At 63.5% G+C, this 18,635-nt stretch carries 17 protein-coding genes; 4 read left to right on the top strand and 13 right to left on the bottom strand.

The window, feature by feature from the left end; all coding sequences use genetic code 11:
- Positions 1-146: 146 nt before the first annotated feature.
- Positions 147-395 carry a hypothetical protein gene (locus U4Y90_RS18260; RefSeq protein WP_321796567.1) on the bottom strand — a complete coding sequence of 83 codons (249 nt, stop codon included), beginning with the start codon at positions 393-395 and terminating at the stop codon, positions 147-149.
- Between the two features lie 248 nt (positions 396-643).
- On the opposite strand from U4Y90_RS18260, the gene U4Y90_RS18255 reads away from it, so the two are divergent.
- Positions 644-1,138 carry a MarR family transcriptional regulator gene (locus U4Y90_RS18255; protein ID WP_321796566.1) on the top strand — a complete coding sequence of 165 codons (495 nt, stop codon included), beginning with the start codon at positions 644-646 and terminating at the stop codon, positions 1,136-1,138.
- Positions 1,139-1,262: 124 nt separating this feature from the next.
- Positions 1,263-2,825 (top strand): DHA2 family efflux MFS transporter permease subunit, encoded by a 1,563-nt coding sequence (locus tag U4Y90_RS18250; RefSeq protein ID WP_321796564.1) that lies wholly within the window; start codon positions 1,263-1,265, stop codon positions 2,823-2,825.
- A gap of 1 nt (position 2,826) precedes the next feature.
- Here U4Y90_RS18250 and U4Y90_RS18245 read toward each other — a convergent pair whose 3' ends face one another.
- The 12 genes from U4Y90_RS18245 to U4Y90_RS18190 form a co-directional block, all read right to left on the bottom strand.
- Positions 2,827-3,384 (bottom strand): hypothetical protein, encoded by a 558-nt coding sequence (locus U4Y90_RS18245; protein WP_321796563.1) that lies wholly within the window; start codon positions 3,382-3,384, stop codon positions 2,827-2,829.
- Positions 3,385-3,527: 143 nt separating this feature from the next.
- Positions 3,528-5,147, bottom strand: coding sequence for a glutamate--cysteine ligase (gshA, locus tag U4Y90_RS18240; RefSeq protein ID WP_321796561.1), 1,620 nt, complete (start codon positions 5,145-5,147; stop codon positions 3,528-3,530).
- 228 nt (positions 5,148-5,375) lie between these two features.
- The gene (gene ada, locus U4Y90_RS18235; protein ID WP_321796559.1) at positions 5,376-6,458 is read right to left on the bottom strand and encodes a bifunctional DNA-binding transcriptional regulator/O6-methylguanine-DNA methyltransferase Ada; all 1,083 of its coding nucleotides are present in this window, start codon (positions 6,456-6,458) and stop codon (positions 5,376-5,378) included.
- Between the two features lie 324 nt (positions 6,459-6,782).
- Positions 6,783-8,135 carry an ATP-dependent protease ATPase subunit HslU gene (gene hslU, locus U4Y90_RS18230; RefSeq protein ID WP_321796558.1) on the bottom strand — a complete coding sequence of 451 codons (1,353 nt, stop codon included), beginning with the start codon at positions 8,133-8,135 and terminating at the stop codon, positions 6,783-6,785.
- A 12-nt stretch (positions 8,136-8,147) separates the two neighbouring features.
- Positions 8,148-8,684: an ATP-dependent protease subunit HslV gene (gene hslV / locus U4Y90_RS18225; protein WP_014192734.1), complete on the bottom strand. Its 537-nt coding sequence runs from the start codon at positions 8,682-8,684 to the stop codon at positions 8,148-8,150.
- Positions 8,685-9,056: 372 nt separating this feature from the next.
- Positions 9,057-9,473, bottom strand: a complete 417-nt coding sequence (gene dksA, locus U4Y90_RS18220; protein ID WP_008352366.1) for an RNA polymerase-binding protein DksA — start codon at positions 9,471-9,473, stop codon at positions 9,057-9,059.
- Between the two features lie 564 nt (positions 9,474-10,037).
- A complete protein-coding gene (locus U4Y90_RS18215) occupies positions 10,038-11,102 on the bottom strand; it encodes a GTP-binding protein (RefSeq protein ID WP_321796557.1) in 1,065 nt (354 codons plus the stop codon).
- 110 nt (positions 11,103-11,212) lie between these two features.
- Positions 11,213-12,412 carry a class I SAM-dependent rRNA methyltransferase gene (locus U4Y90_RS18210; RefSeq protein ID WP_321796555.1) on the bottom strand — a complete coding sequence of 400 codons (1,200 nt, stop codon included), beginning with the start codon at positions 12,410-12,412 and terminating at the stop codon, positions 11,213-11,215.
- Between the two features lie 38 nt (positions 12,413-12,450).
- A complete protein-coding gene (gene xerC, locus U4Y90_RS18205) occupies positions 12,451-13,404 on the bottom strand; it encodes a tyrosine recombinase XerC (protein WP_321796553.1) in 954 nt (317 codons plus the stop codon).
- Between the two features lie 2 nt (positions 13,405-13,406).
- On the bottom strand, positions 13,407-14,126 hold the full coding sequence (locus U4Y90_RS18200; RefSeq protein ID WP_321796552.1) for a DUF484 family protein: 720 nt from the start codon (positions 14,124-14,126) through the stop codon (positions 13,407-13,409).
- A 15-nt stretch (positions 14,127-14,141) separates the two neighbouring features.
- Entirely contained in the window at positions 14,142-15,014 is an 873-nt protein-coding gene (gene dapF, locus U4Y90_RS18195) for a diaminopimelate epimerase (RefSeq protein ID WP_321796550.1), read from the bottom strand.
- A 50-nt stretch (positions 15,015-15,064) separates the two neighbouring features.
- Complete coding sequence (locus tag U4Y90_RS18190) at positions 15,065-15,970, bottom strand: lipid A biosynthesis lauroyl acyltransferase (protein ID WP_321796704.1); 906 nt, start codon at positions 15,968-15,970, stop codon at positions 15,065-15,067.
- Between the two features lie 232 nt (positions 15,971-16,202).
- Here U4Y90_RS18190 and metK point away from each other — a divergent pair, with 232 nt between their 5' ends.
- Together metK and U4Y90_RS18180 are read left to right on the top strand one after the other, a co-directional pair.
- Positions 16,203-17,390, top strand: a complete 1,188-nt coding sequence (gene metK, locus U4Y90_RS18185) for a methionine adenosyltransferase (RefSeq protein WP_321796549.1) — start codon at positions 16,203-16,205, stop codon at positions 17,388-17,390.
- A gap of 124 nt (positions 17,391-17,514) precedes the next feature.
- Positions 17,515-18,630 (top strand): alkene reductase, encoded by a 1,116-nt coding sequence (locus tag U4Y90_RS18180; protein ID WP_321796548.1) that lies wholly within the window; start codon positions 17,515-17,517, stop codon positions 18,628-18,630.
- Positions 18,631-18,635 lie beyond the last annotated feature (5 nt).

Raw genomic sequence — 18,635 nt, 5'->3', positions numbered from 1 at the left:
GACGAACACGGCAAGCCGGGATGGTAACGGAACGCGACGGGCGCAAGCGATGCGCGCTCGTCAGGCAGACGTTAGCGTAACGGCTTCGCCGTAAGGCGGGTGTTACGCGGCGGGAGGAATCGTTTACGACGCGTTACGGGTGAAGATCACGCGCCGCTCGCGCCGCCGCTTCCGGGACACGGCGAGCACGGCGCAGTGAGCAACGGTCGCGCGGCCGCCTTTCTGGGCGTGGCCGACGCCGCCTTGCGCCGATGCCGGTTCTCGAACCATCCCATGCCCAGCACGACGAACGATCCGCCCGGCAGCAGGAACACGATCAGATACAACGCGAGTTTCCACGAACTCAGCTTCGGCGGGACGAAGTGACGGGAAGCGTTGGCGATCATGCTGCTCATGGGGCCGAAGCGTCGGCGGGCGGTGCGGACAAAGCGGGTCATTGGAAGGTCCTTCGGACGTCGGTGACGACGGCGGGCGGTCAGAACATGGTCTCGGGCGGCGCATCGGGCGCGTAACTCGTTGCATAGAATAATATTGACTGTGCAACTACTTTTCAAGATACTGCTGATTGCTTTTTCGCAATTGTTGTCTGCGCGAAACGCGACGCAGTGTCGCAGCCGCGCATCAGCCGTTTGATCGATGTCGCATGAAGAGCGAACCGCTATACGATCCCGCCACGATTCAGCTCGAAACGAGCCTCGGCTACTATCTCGCGAAGGCGCGCAACGTGCTCGTCATGCGAACCGACCAGGCGTTGAAGCCGCTCGATCTCACGTCGCCGCAAATCGGCGTGATTTTGCTGCTGGCGTCGGGACGGGCGCGCACGCCGCTCGAACTGTCGCGCGAGATGTCGTACGACAGCGGCTCGATGACGCGCATGCTCGACAGGCTCGAGAAGAAGGGTTTCGTCAGCCGTGCGCGCAGCGAAGTGGATCGTAGAATCGTGGAACTCAGTCTGACCGAGCGCGGCCGCGACGCAGCCGCGCGCTTGCCGGCGATCGGCGCGGCCGTGCTCAACGAGCAGTTGCGTGGTTTCAGCCGCGCTGAACTGGATTCGTTGGTCTCGATGCTCGCGCGCATCGTCGGCAATACGCCGGTCGGAGATTGCGCGCCCTGCGCGTTCGATGATGAATTACCCTGATTAATCCGACGAAAATCGCATTATTTTGCGCCAGATTGACTGTCTGGGCAGAGAATGCCGCGACAAGAATTAATTTGCGTGCGATGCGCGTTTCGAACGCTCTTCACGCGCAGGAGAATCGACGATGTCCACATCCGCCACGGATACGCCCGCCGCGCCGCCCGCGCCCATGCCGCTCAAGGGCGGCATTCTTGCTTTGCTGACGATGGGCCTCGCGCTCGGCACGTTCATGGAGGTGCTCGACACGTCGATCGCGAACGTCGCGGTCCCGACCATTTCCGGCAGCCTCGGCGTGGCGACGAGCGAAGGCACGTGGGTGATCTCTTCGTATTCGGTCGCGTCGGCGATCGCGGTGCCGTTGACGGGCTGGCTCGCGCGGCGCGTCGGCGAGGTCAGGCTGTTCACGATTTCCGTGCTGCTGTTCTCGGTCGCGTCGGCATTGTGCGGGCTGGCCCACAACTTCGAATCGCTGATCGCGTTCCGGCTGCTGCAGGGCCTCGTCTCCGGCCCGATGGTCCCGCTGTCGCAAACCATCCTCATGCGCAGCTATCCGCCCGAAAAGCGCGGCCTCGCGCTCGGCCTCTGGGCGATGACCGTGATCGTCGCGCCGATCTTCGGCCCGGTAATGGGCGGTTACATCACCGATAACTACACCTGGCCGTGGATTTTCTATATCAACGTTCCGATCGGGGTGTTTTCGGCGGCGATCGCGTACTTCCTGCTGCGCGGCCACGAAACGAAGACGACGCAGCAGCGCATCGACGGCGTCGGGCTCACGCTGCTCGTGATCGGCGTCGCGAGTCTGCAGATGATGCTCGACCTCGGCAAGGACCGCGACTGGTTCAGCTCGAACTTCATCGTCACGCTGGCGATCGTGTCGGCGGTGTCGCTCGCGTTCATGTTCGCGTGGGAGCTGACCGAGAAGGAGCCGGTGATCGACTTGTCCCTGTTCCGCGACCGCAACTTCGCGATGGGCGTCATGATCACGTCGCTCGGCTTTCTCGCGTTCTTCGGCTCGGTCGTGGTGCTGCCGTTGTGGTTGCAGACCGTGCTCGGCTACACGCCGTGGCTCGCCGGACTCGCCACCGCGCCGGTCGGAATTCTCGCGCTCGTGCTGTCGCCGATCATCGGGCAGAACATGCATCGGCTCAATCTGCGCGTGGTCGCGAGCTTCGCGTTCATCACGTTCGCGTTCGTGTCGCACTGGAACTCGACCTTCACGCTCGATACGCCCTTTCACCAGATCATTTATCCGCGCCTGATCCAGGGCATCGGCGTCGCGTGCTTTTTCGTGCCGATGACGACGATCACGCTCTCCAGCGTCTCCGACGAGCGGCTTGCCGGCGCGGCGGGTCTGTCGAACTTTCTGCGCACGCTGTCGGGCGCGATCGGCACGGCGGTCAGCACGACCTTCTGGGAAAACGACATGATCCGCCATCACGCGCGCCTCACCGAATCGGTCACGCCGTATTCGGCCGGCACGAGCGCATATTCGGACCTGCTGTCGGGACTCGGATTGTCGGGGCAGGCGCTGACGGCGCAACTGGATCGCGTCGTGTCGGCACAGGCGTACATGATGTCGACCAACGATTTCTTCCGCATTTCGTTCTATGCGTTTCTCGTGCTGGCCGCGATGGTCTGGCTGACGCGGCCCAAGAAGGGCGCCTCAGCCTCGATGGGACACTGACTTACTGAGGCGTGAGCGGCGTGACCGACTGACCCGGCTGGCTCTCGAGATTGAGCGGGACCGGCTGATCGAGCGGGCTGACCTGCACGCCGCCCGGCGGCGCGGGCGGGGGCGCGGCGGTCTGCGCGGCCTGCGGCGTCTCGGTCTTGCGCAGTCCCGGGCCGTTTTTGATGAATTGCTTGAAGTCTGCGCCCGCCTGCCACGGATTGGGTTCGCAGCCGAGTGGATGGTCGCAATGCGCGGCGAACCCGATCGTCGCGGTGCCTTCGTTGGTCGGCGTCTTGGTGATCTGATACGCGAGCGCGCGCTTGCCGCTCGACGGACCCGCAGTCTGGATGACCGAATCCGTGACGGTTTGCAGCTTGTACTCCGAATGGTTCGTCACCCAGACCTGGGCGCGCGCCCACCACGCGTCGCATTCTGCGCGGCTCATGCACGTGAGCGGTTGCGTGGCCTGCTCCATGGTCGTGCTGCTGACCTGGTCCTGTACCGCGCAGCCGGCCAATAGCGCGAGAGACGCAGCCCCCAGCCAGACCGCGCCGAAGAACCTCTTTTTCATTGCTCCCCCGATCGTCGAAAAGTCGGCCATATTTTGACCCGTTAAATCGGATGACGTTATGACGCGTTTCCCTCTGTTGCATAAGCCGGCAAACCTTACCGGCGTGCACGCGCGCGGGCGCGGCAAAAACTGCTGAGAAAGCGTCAAGCGGCGGCGGGATTCAGCTTGTAGACCTGATAAGCCGCGACGAACGCATCGAACGTTTCAGTGTCGCTGCTTTCGACCACGGCCTGTTCCACCAGCGATTTCGCGGCAAGCTCTTCCATCATGCGTTCTTCGTCGACGGAAAGCGGGCGCGCGCGAAAACCCTGCGCGTGACGCGCGCTGAGTTCGAGCGCGAACTGGTCGAAAGTCTGCCGCTTGTCGCGCATCGTCTGCAGCACGCGCGCGGACGGCGTGAGCGATGCATCGGCGATGCGCGGACGCAGCGCTTCGAGCGCGCGCGTGTGATCGTCGTTGCCGTTGAGCGCGTCGAGCGTTTTCGCGACAGGTGCGATCGCATCGAAAAGTTCTTCGGCCCATTGCTGCATCGGCACGCTCGCGCCGTCGCGGTTCAGCAGGAGGCCCGGTTTGCGCCCTTCCTTCGCCACCGTGCTGAAGTTGGCGTTCGCCTCGATGCTCGCGCCGGGCGGCAACAGCGGGCTGTCTTCCAGCGCGCAGTAAAGCAGATACGCATCCAGAAAGCGCGCGGTTTCGAGCGCGATGCCGGTCGGCTCGAAAGGATCGATGTCGAGGCAGCGCACCTCGATGTACTGCACGCCGCGCTCCGCCAGCGCGTGCAGCGGGCGTTCACCCGAATGCGCGACGCGCTTCGGGCGGATCGTCGAGTAGAACTCGTTTTCGATTTGCAGCACGTTCGTGTTGATCTGCACCCACTCGCCGTCGCGCTGCGTGCCGATGGCCTCATACGGCGCATACGGCTGGCTCACCGCTTTCGCGAGGACGTCGAGATAGGCGTCGAGATTGTCGTAGCTCGGCAGCAGATCGGCCTGCGCGGGATTGTTCGTGTAGCCGAGATCGCTCATGCGCAGGCTGGTCGCGTGCGGCAGATAGAACGTGTCGGCGTCGAAGGCTTCCAGATGATGTGCCTTGTCATCGACGAAGCGCCGGTTCAGCGCCGGCGACGCGCCGAAGAGATACATCAACAGCCAGCTCGTGCGACGGAAATTACGAATGAGCGCGAAATAGCGTTCGGACTGGAAATCTCGCGCGGAAAGCGTGCTCGTCTTGTCGAGCGCCTGCCACGCCCGCCACACATCTTCGTCGAGCGAATAGTTGTAGTGGATGCCCGCGATGCATTGCATCGTGCGGCCATACCGCAGCGCGAGCCCGCGCCGGTACACCGTCTTCAACGTGCCGATATTCGACGTGCCGTAGTAGCCGAACGGAATCTCGTCCTCGGGCGGCAGCGAGTTGGGCATCGAGTCGTTCCACAGCAGCTCGTCGCCCATATGCGCGTACGCGAAGCGATGCAGCGCGTCGAGGCGTTCGAGCGTGATCGCCACATCGGATTCGGCGGGCGTGATCAGCTCGACGAGCGCCTCGGAGTAATCGGTCGTGATGAGCGGATGCGTGAGCGCGGAGCCGAACGAGCGCGGGTGCGGCGTCATCGCCAGCTTGCCTTGAGGCGTCACGCGCAAGCTTTCTTTTTCGATGCCGCGCAAGCCCTGGCGCAGCGCGTCGGCGTGCGGGCCGGACGCGAGCGCGGCAAGCCTGCGCTCGAAAGCGCCGGACTTGGAGTGAGCGGAATTCTTGTTTGCCATTGAAGCGTTCTGCGAGGAGCGCGAGCGCATGCGCCCGGTCGTATTTTTAGGGTAGCGGGCACTTTAACATCTCGGTGTAAGGCGTGCTTGCACCCAGAACCAGCAAGGGATTGCGGGTTTTTCAGGGCATCCGCGCGATGCGTGGCGGCGCGTTCTGGAGCCGGTTCGGGCGGCTCGCGAGGAAAATCGAAGCGCTCGCGCGTCATGGCGACGGCGAGCGCCCTTGCTTCATGCGACCTTGTTCGTTTCGTTGCGCGCGCGCTCGGTGTCGAGCAACGTTTCCTTGCGCGGTTTGCCCCAGCGATAGCCCGCGATCGCGCCGTCCTTGCCGATTACGCGATGACACGGAATCGCGAGCGCCACCGGATTGGACGCGCACGCGTTCGCGACCGCCCGCACCGCGCGCGGCGAACCGAGCGATTCGGCGATATCCGTGTAACTGCGCGTCTGGCCGTACGGGATACGGCGTAACGCATCCCACACGCGCCGCTGAAACGCCGTCGCGCCGATGTCGAGCGGCAGGTCGAAACGCTCGCGCGTGCCTTGCAGATACGCACGAATCTGCGCGACGAACGGCTCCAGCTTCGCCGCGTCCTCGATGCGCTCGGCTTGCGCGAAGTCGGCGGCAAGCTCATCGACGAGCGTATGCGCATCGTCGCCGAAAGCGATCTTGCAGACGCCCTTGTCGGTGGCGGCGACCAGCACCGTGCCGAGCGGCGTCGCGGCGGTCGCGTAGCGCACGGTCAGTCCCGCGCCCCGGCGCCTGTAGGCGGACGGCGTCATGCCTAGTTCCGCGGGCACGGCTTCATACATGCGCGACGGCGAGCCGAAACCGGCGTCGTGCGTTGCGCGCGTGACGTCGCGGCCGCGCTGCAATGCGTCGCGCAGCACGCCCGCGCGCTGCGCCGCCTGATACTGACGCGGCGAGATGCCGACGATGCGCGAGAACAGGCGCTGCAAATGAAACGGGCTGACGTGCACGGCGTCGCTCAGTTGCGCGAGCGTCATGCGTTGCTGCGGATCGGCGTCGAGCACCTTGCAGGCACGCTCGACGATCGCCAGTTCGCGCGGCAGGCTCGTCGGCTGGCAGCGCTTGCATGCGCGATAGCCGGCCGCTTCCGCGGCGTCGGTCGTCTGGAAGAATTCGACGTTTTCGCGACGCGGCGCCCGCGATGCGCACGATGGCCGGCAAAACACGCCGGTGGTGCGCACGGCGAAGAAGAATGCACCGTCGGCGCGCTCGTCGCGATCGACGACTGCCTGCCAGCGGTTTTCATCGGAGGAAAAAACAGAGTCTGTAGCGGTTTTCATGACGACCTCGAAGGCTCGTGGGTACGTGACCACTGTAGAGCCGTGCAGACGAGGTTACGCGCCGTTTCTTGCGCTGTCATCGGCGGGCAGAATCCGAAAAATGGCGCGCAGATACCACAAACGGAAGCTATAGGGGTTTTTACCGAAATTTCTATTGCGTCGCATCAAGTGCCTGTGTATGATTGGAACTGTCTCCTCCATGTCTCCTCCTGATATGGATTCAGCCCGCCAACCTAGGCGGGCTTTTTTTCGTCTGTACCTTTCGCGGCGGACACAAAAAAACCGGGCCTCGCAGCCCGGTTTCCGTGGACATTTCCCCCGCCGTTACAGCACGTAGCGCGACAGATCCTCATCCTGCGCCACGTCGCCGAGTGCGCGCTCCACATACGCCGCGTCGATCCGCACTGGCTGGCCCGCGTGATTGCCCGCGGCGAACGACACTTCCTCCAGCAGCTTTTCGATGACGGTATAGAGCCGCCGCGCGCCGATGTTCTCCGTCTTCTCGTTCACCGAGAACGCGATTTCCGCGAGACGCCGGATGCCGTCCCCGGCGAAATCGAGTTCCACGCCTTCGGTCGCGAGCAGTGCCTTGTACTGCTTGACGAGGCTCGCGTCGGTGGCGTTCAGGATCGATTCGAAGTCTCCGACGGACAGCGAATCCAGCTCGACGCGAATCGGGAAACGCCCTTGCAGTTCGGGAATCAGATCACTCGGCTTCGCGAGATGGAACGCGCCGCTTGCGATGAACAGAATGTGATCGGTCTTGATCATCCCGTACTTCGTGTTGATGGTCGTGCCTTCGACGAGCGGCAGCAGGTCGCGCTGCACGCCCGCGCGCGACACTTCGGCGCCGCCGGTTTCGCTGCGCGACGCGATCTTGTCGATTTCATCGAGAAACACGATGCCGTTCTGCTCGACGTTCTGCACCGCCTTGCTCTTGACCTCTTCGTCGTTGAGCATCTTGCCGGCTTCTTCGTCGGTGAGAAGCTTGAGCGCTTCCTTGACCTTCACCTTGCGACGCGTCTTCTTGCCGCCGCCGATGTTCGCGAACATCGAGCGAATCTGCTCGGTCATGTCTTCCATGCCCGGCGGCCCCATGATGTCCATGCCGACCTGCGGCATTTCCACATCGAGCTCGATTTCCTTGTCGTCGAGCGCGCCTTCGCGCAGGCGCTTGCGGAAGGTCTGACGCGTGGCGTTGTCGCCGCCGCCCTCACCGCTCGACTCGATCGCGTTCGACGCGCCGAATCCGACCGGCCGGGCCGTCGGTAGAAGAATGTCGAGGATGCGGTCTTCCGCGCGGTCTTCGGCCTTCGTCCGCACCTTCTTCATCTCGGACTCGCGCGTCTGCTTGACGGAGATCTCGATCAGATCCCGCACGATGCTGTCGACGTCGCGGCCGACGTAGCCCACTTCGGTGAATTTGGTCGCTTCGATCTTGATGAAGGGCGCGTCCGCGAGCTTGGCGAGACGCCGCGCGATCTCGGTCTTGCCGACGCCGGTCGGCCCGATCATCAGAATGTTCTTCGGCGTGATTTCCTGACGCAGCGGCTCGGCGACCTGCTGACGGCGCCAGCGGTTGCGCAGCGCGACGGCAACCGCCTTCTTCGCGCGCCCCTGGCCGATGATGTGCTTGTCGAGTTCGGAGACGATTTCGGAGGGAGTCATGGTGGTCATCGCTGGGTTCCTTTATTCGATCGTCTCGATGACGCGATTGTGGTTGGTGTAGATGCACATGTCGCCGGCGATGGTGAGCGCCTTTTCGACGATGTCGCGCGGCGCGAGATCGGTGTTCTCGATGAGCGCCTGCGCGGCGGCCTGGGCGTACGCGCCGCCCGAGCCGATCGCCGCGATGCCGTGCTCGGGATCGAGCACGTCGCCGTTACCGGTGATGACGAGCGTCGTGTCCTTGTCTGCGGTGATCAGCATCGCCTCGAGGCGACGCAGCATGCGATCCGTGCGCCAGTCCTTCGCCAGTTCGACGGCGGCGCGCGTCAGATTGCCCTGATGCTTTTCGAGTTTCGCTTCGAAGCGGTCGAGCAGCGAGAACGCGTCGGCGGTGCCGCCGGCGAAGCCGACCAGCACCTTGCCGCCATAGATGCGGCGCACCTTCTTCGCGCCCCCTTTCATGACGATGTTGCCGAGCGTCACCTGACCATCGCCGCCCAGCGCGACCTTGCCGTCGCGGCGCACGGAGACGATGGTCGTGCCGTGAAATTGTTCCATGTGCGTTCCTTGTGAAAACCAGAAGGACGCGGGGCGGCTCGGTCTTTCCTTCGGCCATAGCCGCCGCGCAGTCGAGAATTCGATGGAGTGCACGGCGCGGGGTTCCGTCGAGGCGTCAGGGCCTCGGGCGGACGGCGCCGCGCTCGCGCCAGCCGCGATGAAGCTCGTGCGGGGCGCGTCGAGTTCATTTTAGGGCGACGGGAGATTTATCAAGACGTGCTGCTTCGGCGCATGCCGCTTTTACCGCCCGAACGAAAAAAGGCACCCTTTCGATGGGTGCCTTTTTCTGATGCCGACTACCTTTTCGACTTTTTGCGGCGGCGTCTTCCCCGTGGCGGGCGGACCCGCGACGATCGCCGGCCGACAGCGATTTCAGTCGCCGAAAAGCTTCTGGCGCAGTTCGCGGCGTTCCTGGGCTTCGAGCGAGAGCGTGGCCGTCGGACGCGCGAGCAGGCGCGGAATGCCGATCGGTTCGCCAGTCTCTTCGCACCAGCCGTAATCGCCGGACTCGATGCGCGCGAGGGACTGCTGCACCTTCTTCAGAAGCTTGCGTTCGCGGTCACGCGTGCGCAGTTCCAGTGCATGTTCTTCCTCGATGGTCGCGCGGTCCGCCGGGTCCGGCACGATCACCGTTTCCCGCAGATTTTCGGTCGTCTGGCCGGCATTCTTGAGAATGTCCGCTTGCAACTGTTCGAGCCGGTTCTTGAAGAAGGCGAGCTGATCCTCGTTCATGTAGTCCTTCTCGCTCATCTTCAGGATTTCGGCTTCGGTCAAGAGTTTCGTTGTCATCTGCTTGCTTCTTCAATGTAAGGCGATGTCTTCGCAACGCCCGCACTTGCGTTACCCGCATGCAGCGCATCGGTACGCTTGCGGCTACACGACGCGTCAATGCGGGGCCGAACTCCTCTGGAAACCGATCTTGGATGATGCTCCGGAAAGTCGGGCGCATGCGCATGGCCCAGGAATTCCGGCCCCGGTGCTTTGACTTGATTTGCCTTCCCCCGGCAAATCGAGACATCGTCCCGACGGGACATCCCTTCTCCTAACATCCGCTGACAGAGCGCCTGTAGACGCGCTTTCAACGGAACTGCCCTTCTCCAGTGGGGCTGTATTGTAACTGAACCGCAATTTCCGGCTAAACCTACGGAAAACCCTGTCAATTTGTGCCGGAATTTCAAAAATATAACGCTTGGACGTGCAAAAAGCGATGTCGGTTCGTGGGCGCGACTACATACGCGCATCGAAAGTCCAACTTGAAAAACGCCGCACGCGAACCAACTCGCGGCGGCGTTTTGCTTAAACGTCTGTTTTCGCCCGCCTGAATCGCACAATCCAAGCGAGATGCATGCCGGATTACTTCACGAGGCAGGCGTCGAGGCCGTCGGTGATCAGATCCTTCGGCAACTCGATGCCGATGAACACCATCTTGCTGTTCTTCTTCTCGATCGGCATCCATTTGCCGGCGAGGTCGCTGCCCATCATCTGATGCACGCCCTGGAACACGACCTTGCGATCCACGCCCTTCATATAGAGCACGCCCTTGTAGCGCAACAGGCGTTCGCCATAGATCTGCAGAATCCCGCCGAGGAAGTCTTCGAGGCGGTTCGGATCGAACGGCTTGTCGCTGCGGTAGACGAACGACTTGATCTTGTCGTCGTGATGCGCGTGATGGTGATGATGTCCGTGCTCGTGATCGTGGCTGTGATCGTGACCGCAGGTCGCATGATCGTGGTCGTGGTCGTGCGCGTGGTCATGATCGTGATCGTCTTCGGCGAGGAAGTCCGGATCGATCTCGAGCTTCGAATTCAGGTTGAAGCCGCGCAGGTCGAAGATTTCCTTGATGTCGGCATCGCCGAAATTCACGACCCTGATCGCCGCGCGCGGGTTCATGTGCAGCAGCCGATGCTTCAGCGCTTCGAGCTCTTCGGCGGAGACGAGATCCGACTTCGTGATGAACAGGCGATCCGCGAAACCGACCTGACGTTGCACCACTTCGTGCTGATCGAGCTGCGAATTCGCGTGCTTCGCGTCGACGAGCGTGATGATCGCGTCGAGCAGAAATTCGTCGGCGACGGTGTTGTCCATGAAAAACGTCTGCGCGACCGGCCCCGGATTCGCGAGGCCGGTGGTCTCGATCACGACGCGGTCGAAATCGAGCGTGCCCGCCTTCTTGCGGTTCGCGAGGTCTTCGAGCGCGCGCGCGAGGTCACCGCGGATCGTGCAGCAGATGCAGCCGTTGCTCATCTGGATGATCTGCTCGTTCGTCTCCTGCACGAGGATTTCGTTGTCGATGTTCTCTTCGCCGAACTCGTTCTCGATCACGGCGATCTTCATGCCGTGCTTCTCGTTCAGGATGCGCTTGAGTAGCGTGGTTTTGCCGCTGCCCAGAAAGCCGGTCAGGATGGTTACGGGAATCATGGTGTCGCCTTTTAAGTTCGGGAAACGCGCTGAATCGAATATTGGAACATATTTGCGGAGCCGACGCTTTCTGCGTCCTGCGCGCGTGGATCGCGATTAACTGGGGCCGGTCAGGCGATTTGCAACAGCAGCCCTTTCAGGTATTCGCCTTCCGGGAACGCCGTCAGCAGCGGGTGATCGACGCCCGCGGAGAGACGTTTGAGGATGCGCGCATCGACGCGCGCGTCCGCCGCCGCGCTCGCGACGATCTTCTGAAACAGGTCCGAGTCGATCGCGCCGGAGCACGAATAGGTGAACAGCAGCCCGCCCGGACGCAGCAACTTGAAGCCGCTCAGGTTGATGTCCTTGTACGCGCGCGCGGCGCGATCGACGGTTTCCTTCGACGGCGCGAACTTCGGCGGATCGAGCACGATCAGGTCGAAGCGCTGGCCTTCGTCGTAGAGTCGGCGCAGCGTCTTGAAGGCATCGGCGTCGAGCCATTCGGCCTTGTCTGCGTCGAAGCCGTTCGCCTTCACGTTCTCGCGCGCGAGCGCGAGCGCTTCGCCCGACGAATCCACCGATACCACGCGCGTCGCGCCGCCTTTCAATGCGGCGAGGGAAAATCCGCCCGTGTAACAGAAGCAGTTCAGCACGTCGCGGCCCTGCGCGTGCTGCGCGACGAGCACGCGGTTATCGCGCTGATCGACATAGAAGCCCGTCTTGTGGCCGTTGCGCACGTCGACGTGATAGCGCACGCCGCATTCATTCGTGATGAGCGTGTCGGGCGGCGCGTCGCCCGCGAGTACGCCGGTCGTCTGTTCGAGCCCCTCCTTTTGCCGGATCGACACATCCGAGCGCTCGTAGACGTTCGGGCAACCGGTCGCGTCGACGAGCGCCTGCACGATGGCCTCTTTCCACGCTTCGACGCCCGTCGCCATGAACTGGCAGACGAGTTGCGCGTGCTTGTCGGCATCGGCGACGTAGTAATCGACGATCAGGCCCGGCAAGCCGTCCGCTTCGCCGAAGACGAGGCGCGTGGCACCCGTGTCCTTCACCAGCGTGCGCCGGTGCGCGACCGCGCGCTGCACGCGGCGCTTGAAGAACGCGTGATCGACCGGCTCGCTTTCTTCGAAGCTCCAGACGCGCGCGCGAATCTGCGATTGCGGGCTGTACGACGCGCGTGCGAGAAAGCGTCCGTCGGCCGCGCGCACGACGACGGTGGCGCCGGGCGCGGGATTGCCATCGATGCGCGCGATGGCGTTCGCGTAGATCCACGGATGGCGGCGAACGAGCGATTTGTCCTTCGCCGGTTTGAGCGTGATGGTGTTCATTGCGGTGATCAATGCAGCGCGCGAGGCGCTGTCGGGATTCAATCGCGCTTTTTCGCGCGCGGGTGCGCCGCATCGTAGACGCGGGCGAGATGCTGAAAATCGAGCGACGTATAAACCTGCGTGGCCGTGATGCTCGCGTGGCCGAGCAGTTCCTGCACCGCGCGCAGATCGCCGCTCGATTGCAGGACGTGCGTGGCGAACGAATGCCGCAGCACGTGGGGATGCACGTTTGACGGAATGCCCGCCAGGAGCGCGAGCCGCTTGACGCGTTCGCGCACCACCCCGGGCGACATGCGATTGCCGCGCACCGAGAGAAAAAGCGCATGCGGATCCAGCTTGACGAATTCGCCGCGCACCGCGATCCATGCGCGCAGCGCTTCGATTGCCTTTCGGCCGACCGGCACCTTGCGCATGCGCTTGCCTTTGCCGAGAACCGTGACTTCGGCGCTGTCCAGATCGATCCAGCCTTCCGACGTGTGCTCGCTCGTATCGGTGTGGCGAATGTCCAGCCCGACGAGTTCCGCGAGCCGCAGGCCGGACGAATAGAAGAGTTCGAGCATCGCGTGATCGCGCAGCGCTTCGGTCGTGCCCGCTTGCGGCGCGTCCATGAGTTTCATTGCGTCATCGACGGAAAGCGCCTTCGGCAACGTCTTTTCGCGCTTGGGTGCGCGCACCGTCGCGACCGGATTCGCAGGCATGTCGACGTGCTCGGCGAGCCATCGATAGAACGCGCGCCATGCCGACAGCCGATGCGCGATCGAACGCGACGACAGTCCGCCCGCATGCGCCCGCACGACCGCGCCGCGAATATCGGTGGCGGTCAGCGATTCGAGCGGACGATTCCGGGCGAGCGCGCGCAGTTCGCTCAACTCGTGCGTGTAGCCGCGCAGCGTGTGCTCGGAGAGATGCCGCTGATGCTCGAGCATCGCGAGATAAGTCGCGATGGCGTCGTCCGATGGGACTTCCTGCGAGGCTTGCTCAGCGGCGTTCATGGTCAGTGCGGCAGCAGGCGCGACAGCGCGGCGCTCGCGAGCGCGCCGATCTGCGTGAGGAAATCGGTCGCCATGCCGTCGTGAAAGCGGCGCGGATCGGGCGAGCCCATCACGAGCAGGCCGAAGCTTGGCGCATCGGGGCCGGCTTGCGGATCGCGCAGCGCGATGAGCGACACGGATTCGATCTTGCGGTCGATGTCGGACGGGCCTTCGCTCGGCGCGATCGTCACCGATGCCGAGTTGGCCGCGCCCAGCCACTGCGCGGCCGCGAAACCGGTATTCGCGCCGCAGTACGGCGCGGCGAGATTGCTCGTGAAGATGCGCACTTCCTCGCCGACCTGGCGCGCGAAATCGGCTTGCCGATACGCTTCGTCGATATCCCACACGCGCAGCGCGGCATGCGGCACGTCGAAGACTTCGCACAGGCCGCGGCTGATGGTCGCGGGCAACGCATAGGGGTCGCGCTGGGAAATCACGCGCACGGTCCAGCGATTGAACTTGGTCGAGATGCTGTCGTTCTCGTGGCCGTAGCGCAGCAGCTCGGCGAGACGCCGTTCGAGCTGCTTGTTCTTGTCGCGCAGCATTTCCATCTGGCGTTCCTGCAGCGACACGGCTGCTTTGCCGTGCGGATTCGAAAGCCGGATGGTGCCGAGCAGTTCCGCGTGCTCGACGAAGAAATCGGGATTGTCGAGCAGGTAGTCGACGACTTCGCGTGGATTCATGGTGGCGTATATGCGTTAAACGATGCGATCGAGCTCGATTTCGCCTTCGAAGACCGTCGCGGCGGGACCGGCCATGAAGAGCGCGGCGGCTTCGTCCCGCGCGCCGTCCCAGCTGATCGTGAGCGTGCCGCCGTGCGTCTCGACGCGCACCGGCGTTTCGAGCTGGCCGCGACGAATGCCCGCGGCCACCGCCGCGCACGCGCCCGTGCCGCATGCGAGCGTTTCGCCCGCGCCGCGCTCATAGACGCGCAGCTTCACCGAATGGCGATCGACGATCTGCATGAAGCCCGCGTTGACGCGCTTCGGAAAGCGCGCGTGACGTTCGATGAGCGGACCTTCGGTCAGGACCGGATACGCTTCGACGTCGCCGACGATCTGCACTGCGTGCGGATTGCCCATCGACACGACGGAAATCCAGCGTGTCTCACCGTTCACATTGAGCGGCCAGAGCGTGTCGTTGCCTTCCTTTCGGCCTTCGAGGGCTTGCGAATCGAACGGCACTTGCGGCGGATCGAATACCGGCGTGCTCATGTCGACGACGACTTCGCCGTTCGGCTGCATCGTCAGCGTGATGACGCCGTTTTGCACCTGCACGCGCACCGTCGATGCGTCCGTCAGACGCCGGTCGCGCACAAATTTCACGAAGCAGCGCGCGCCGTTGCCGCAGTGCTCGACCTCGCCGCCATCGCAATTGAAGATGCGGTATTTGAAGTCGACGCCTTCGATGGTCGGCTTTTCCACGAGGAGCAACTGATCCGCGCCCACGCCGAAATGACGGTTCGCGAGTGCGCGCACCTGTTCGGCGGACAGATCGAGCGCCTGCGTGTAGCCGTCGAGCACGACGAAGTCGTTGCCCGCGCCCTGCATCTTGGTGAATTTCAGTTTCATGGCCGCTATTGTATGTGACCCGTAGTGCCGCGTTTCGCGCCGTTCAGACTTCAATAGAAGCTCGGCTCGCCCGCCGGCCGCGTCTTGAACCGCTTGTGAACCCAATAGTATTGCTCCGGCATGCGCGGAATCTGCTCTTCCAGAAATGCGTTCATGCGACGCGCGTCGGCTTCGTCGTCGCCGGTCGGGTAGTTGTCCCACGGCTCGAAAATCTTCAGCCGATAGCCCTTGTAATTCGGCAGCACCTCGCCGATGAACGGCACGACCTGCGCACGGCCGGTCTTCGCGAGCCGGCCGACGGCCGTCAGCGTGCACGTTGGGATGCCGAAGAACGGCACGAACGTGGAGTTGCGCATGCCGTAGTCCATGTCCGCGCCGAGCATCACGGGTTTTCGATCGCGCAGCCAGCGCAGCACGATGCGCGCGCTGTCGGCGCGGCTCGCCATGTCGGCGCCGAAGCGGGCGCGCTGCGTCTTCGCCAGCTCCTCGATTTGCGGATTCGAGAAAGGCTGATACAGCGAGCCGCACTGCCGGTGCAGCGAATAGTTCAGGAAAATCGAGCCCGCCTCGATGCCGACGAAATGCAGGCCGAGAAAGAGCGTGGGCGGGAGATCAGGGTCGGTTAGATCGACGGCGCTGTCCACTTCGATCAGCTTTTCGAGCTTCTTCGCCGAGCCGAACCATTGCACGCTGCGCTCGACATAGCTGCGGATCGCGTGACGGAAATGCTTCTGCGCGATGTCTTCGCGCTTTTCTTCGGACCACTCGGGAAAGCACAGCTTCAGGTTCGTATGAACGATGCGCTTGCGGCGGCTCGGGATCTGATAGAGCAGCCAGCCGAGCCCGTCGCCGAAACGCGCGGTGATGCCGTACGGAATGAGCGCCAGGAATTTGAGGAAACCGATGGCGAGCGCCACGCCGATACGGCCTAGCATGACGAACTCCGGCGAGCGGATGAATGGAGCGGGACCAAGGAAGCCAAAGGGTCAATTCTGTGAAAACAAGGGAAGCCGGTATAATAGAACCTTCGCCGAGTTAATGGACAACTTGCGGGGCGAAGCGGTCCGGCGCCTTCCGATGTTTCAGGAAGGCCCCGGTCCGGAAAGATATCCGCTAAAGCGTCGCCGCTTCAGACTCCAGACGAAGTCGGCTACGTGAAGATCAACCGTACTCAATGGAGTCTGAAGCGTGTCGAACGACTACCTCTTTACTTCCGAATCCGTTTCCGAAGGCCACCCGGACAAGGTCGCCGACCAAATCTCCGACGCCATCCTCGACGCCATCCTGTCGCAGGACAAGTACTCGCGCGTCGCGGCGGAAACGCTCTGCAACACGGGTCTCGTCGTCCTCGCGGGCGAAATCACGACCACCGCGAACGTCGACTATATCCAGGTCGCGCGCGACACCATCAAGCGCATCGGCTACGACAACACCGACTTCGGCATCGACTATCGCGGCTGCGCGGTGCTCGTCGCGTATGACAAGCAATCGCCGGATATCGCGCAAGGCGTGAACAAGGCGCATGACGACAATCTCGATCAGGGCGCGGGCGACCAGGGCCTGATGTTCGGTTACGCATGCGACGAAACGCCCGAACTGATGCCGCTGCCGATCCACCTGTCGCACCGCCTCGTCGAGCGCCAGGCGAATCTTCGCCGCGACGGCCGTCTGCCCTGGCTGCGTCCGGACGCGAAGTCGCAAGTCACCGTGCGTTACGTCGATGGCAAGGCGCACTCCATCGACACGGTCGTGTTGTCCACGCAGCATTCGCCGGACATCGACCTGCCGCAACTGCGCGAAGCGGTGATCGAAGAAGTCATCAAGCCGACGCTGCCGAAGGAACTCATCAAGGGCGACATCAAGTTCCTGGTGAACCCGACCGGTCGTTTCGTCATCGGCGGTCCGCAAGGCGACTGCGGTCTGACGGGCCGCAAGATCATCGTCGATACTTACGGCGGCGCGGCTCCGCACGGCGGCGGCGCGTTCTCGGGCAAGGATCCGTCGAAGGTCGACCGCTCGGCGGCTTACGCCGGCCGTTATGTCGCGAAGAACATCGTCGCGGCCGGGCTCGCCTCGCGCGCGCTGATTCAGGTGTCGTACGCGATCGGCGTGGCACGTCCGACTTCGGTGATGGTGAACACGTTCGGCACGGGCCGCGTGTCGGACGCCGAGATCACGAAGCTTGTTCAGGAGCACTTCGATCTGCGTCCGAAGGGCATCATCCAGATGCTGGATCTGCTGCGTCCGGTCTACGAAAAGACGGCGGCGTACGGTCACTTCGGCCGCGAAGAGCCGGAATTCTCGTGGGAAGCCACCGACAAGGCGCTCATTCTGGCGGAAGCGGCGGGCACGGAGCCGGTCGCGAGCGTGGCGTAACGCCATCGGCTGAACGGACGAGACAAGAACCGGCAGGCATCGGGCCTGCCGGTTTTTTTTCGCCCGCGCGGCGCGCTTCTTGCGAAGAGAACGAACGGCACAACCGATCATCCACGGAGCCGCCATGCCGTACGACAAGCTTCTTTCTCCCGTCACCATCGGCAATCTCGCACTGCCGAATCGCGTCGTGATGGCGCCGCTCACGCGCAATCGCGCGTCGCAACCCGGCGACGTGCCTGCCGACATGAACGTCCACTATTACGCGCAGCGTGCGAGTGCGGGGCTCATCGTGACCGAGGCGACGCAAGTCTCGCGGCAAGGTCAGGGCTATTTCGCTACGCCCGGCATCTATTCCGATCCACAGGAAGCGGGATGGAAGGCCGTCGTGGGCGCGGTTCACGCGCGACATGGTCGCATCGCGTCGCAGTTGTGGCACGTGGGACGCGTGTCGCATCGGTCGCTTCAGGAAGGCGGCGCGCCGCCCGTCGCACCTTCGGCGGTCCGCGCGCGCGGCACGCAGGTGTTCGTGAAACACGACGACGGCTCGTACGGCATGACCGACGCCGACGATCCGCGCGCGCTCGAAACCGACGAGTTGCCGGGCATCGTGCTTCAGTTCGTGGATGCGGCGCATCGCGCCCTTCGTGCCGGCTTCGACATGATCGAGGTGCACGCGGCCAACGGCTATCTGCTGCATCAATTCATGGCGACGGGCACCAACCGGCGCACGGACGACTTCGGCGGCGGCATCGAAAACCGCGTGCGGCTCGTGGTCGACGTGCTGGAGGCCGTGACAGGCGTGATGGGCGCGAATCGCGTCGGCATTCGCATTTCGCCGAACTTCACGGGATTCGATCTGCAGGACGACGAAGGCGAAGCGTCATCGCTGCATCTGGCGCGCGAGCTGAAGCGCATCGGCATTGCGTATCTGCATCTTGCGGAAGGCGACTGGGCCGGGGGCGCGCCGCTTTCGGAGGGTTATCGCTGCGCGCTGCGCGAGGCGTTCGACGGCGCGATCATCGTCTGCGGCGAATCCACAGCCGAGGAAGCGAACGCGCGGATCGAGCGCGGCGAAGCCGATGCGGTGGCTTTCGGTCGCGCGTATATCGCGAATCCGGATCTCGTCGAGCGCTTCAGGGCGGACGCGTCGCTCAACGCGCCCGACGAGGCGACGTTCTACGGCGGCGGAGAAAAAGGCTACACCGATTATCCGGCGCTCGACGATGCCCGGCGCGACTGAGCGGC

Origin of the sequence: Caballeronia sp. J97, from assembly GCF_905220305.1 — a bacterium.
Taxonomy (GTDB): Bacteria; Pseudomonadota; Gammaproteobacteria; order Burkholderiales; family Burkholderiaceae; genus Caballeronia.
Note: the sequence above shows the minus strand (reverse complement) of the source record. Positions and strands in the feature narration are given on the sequence as shown.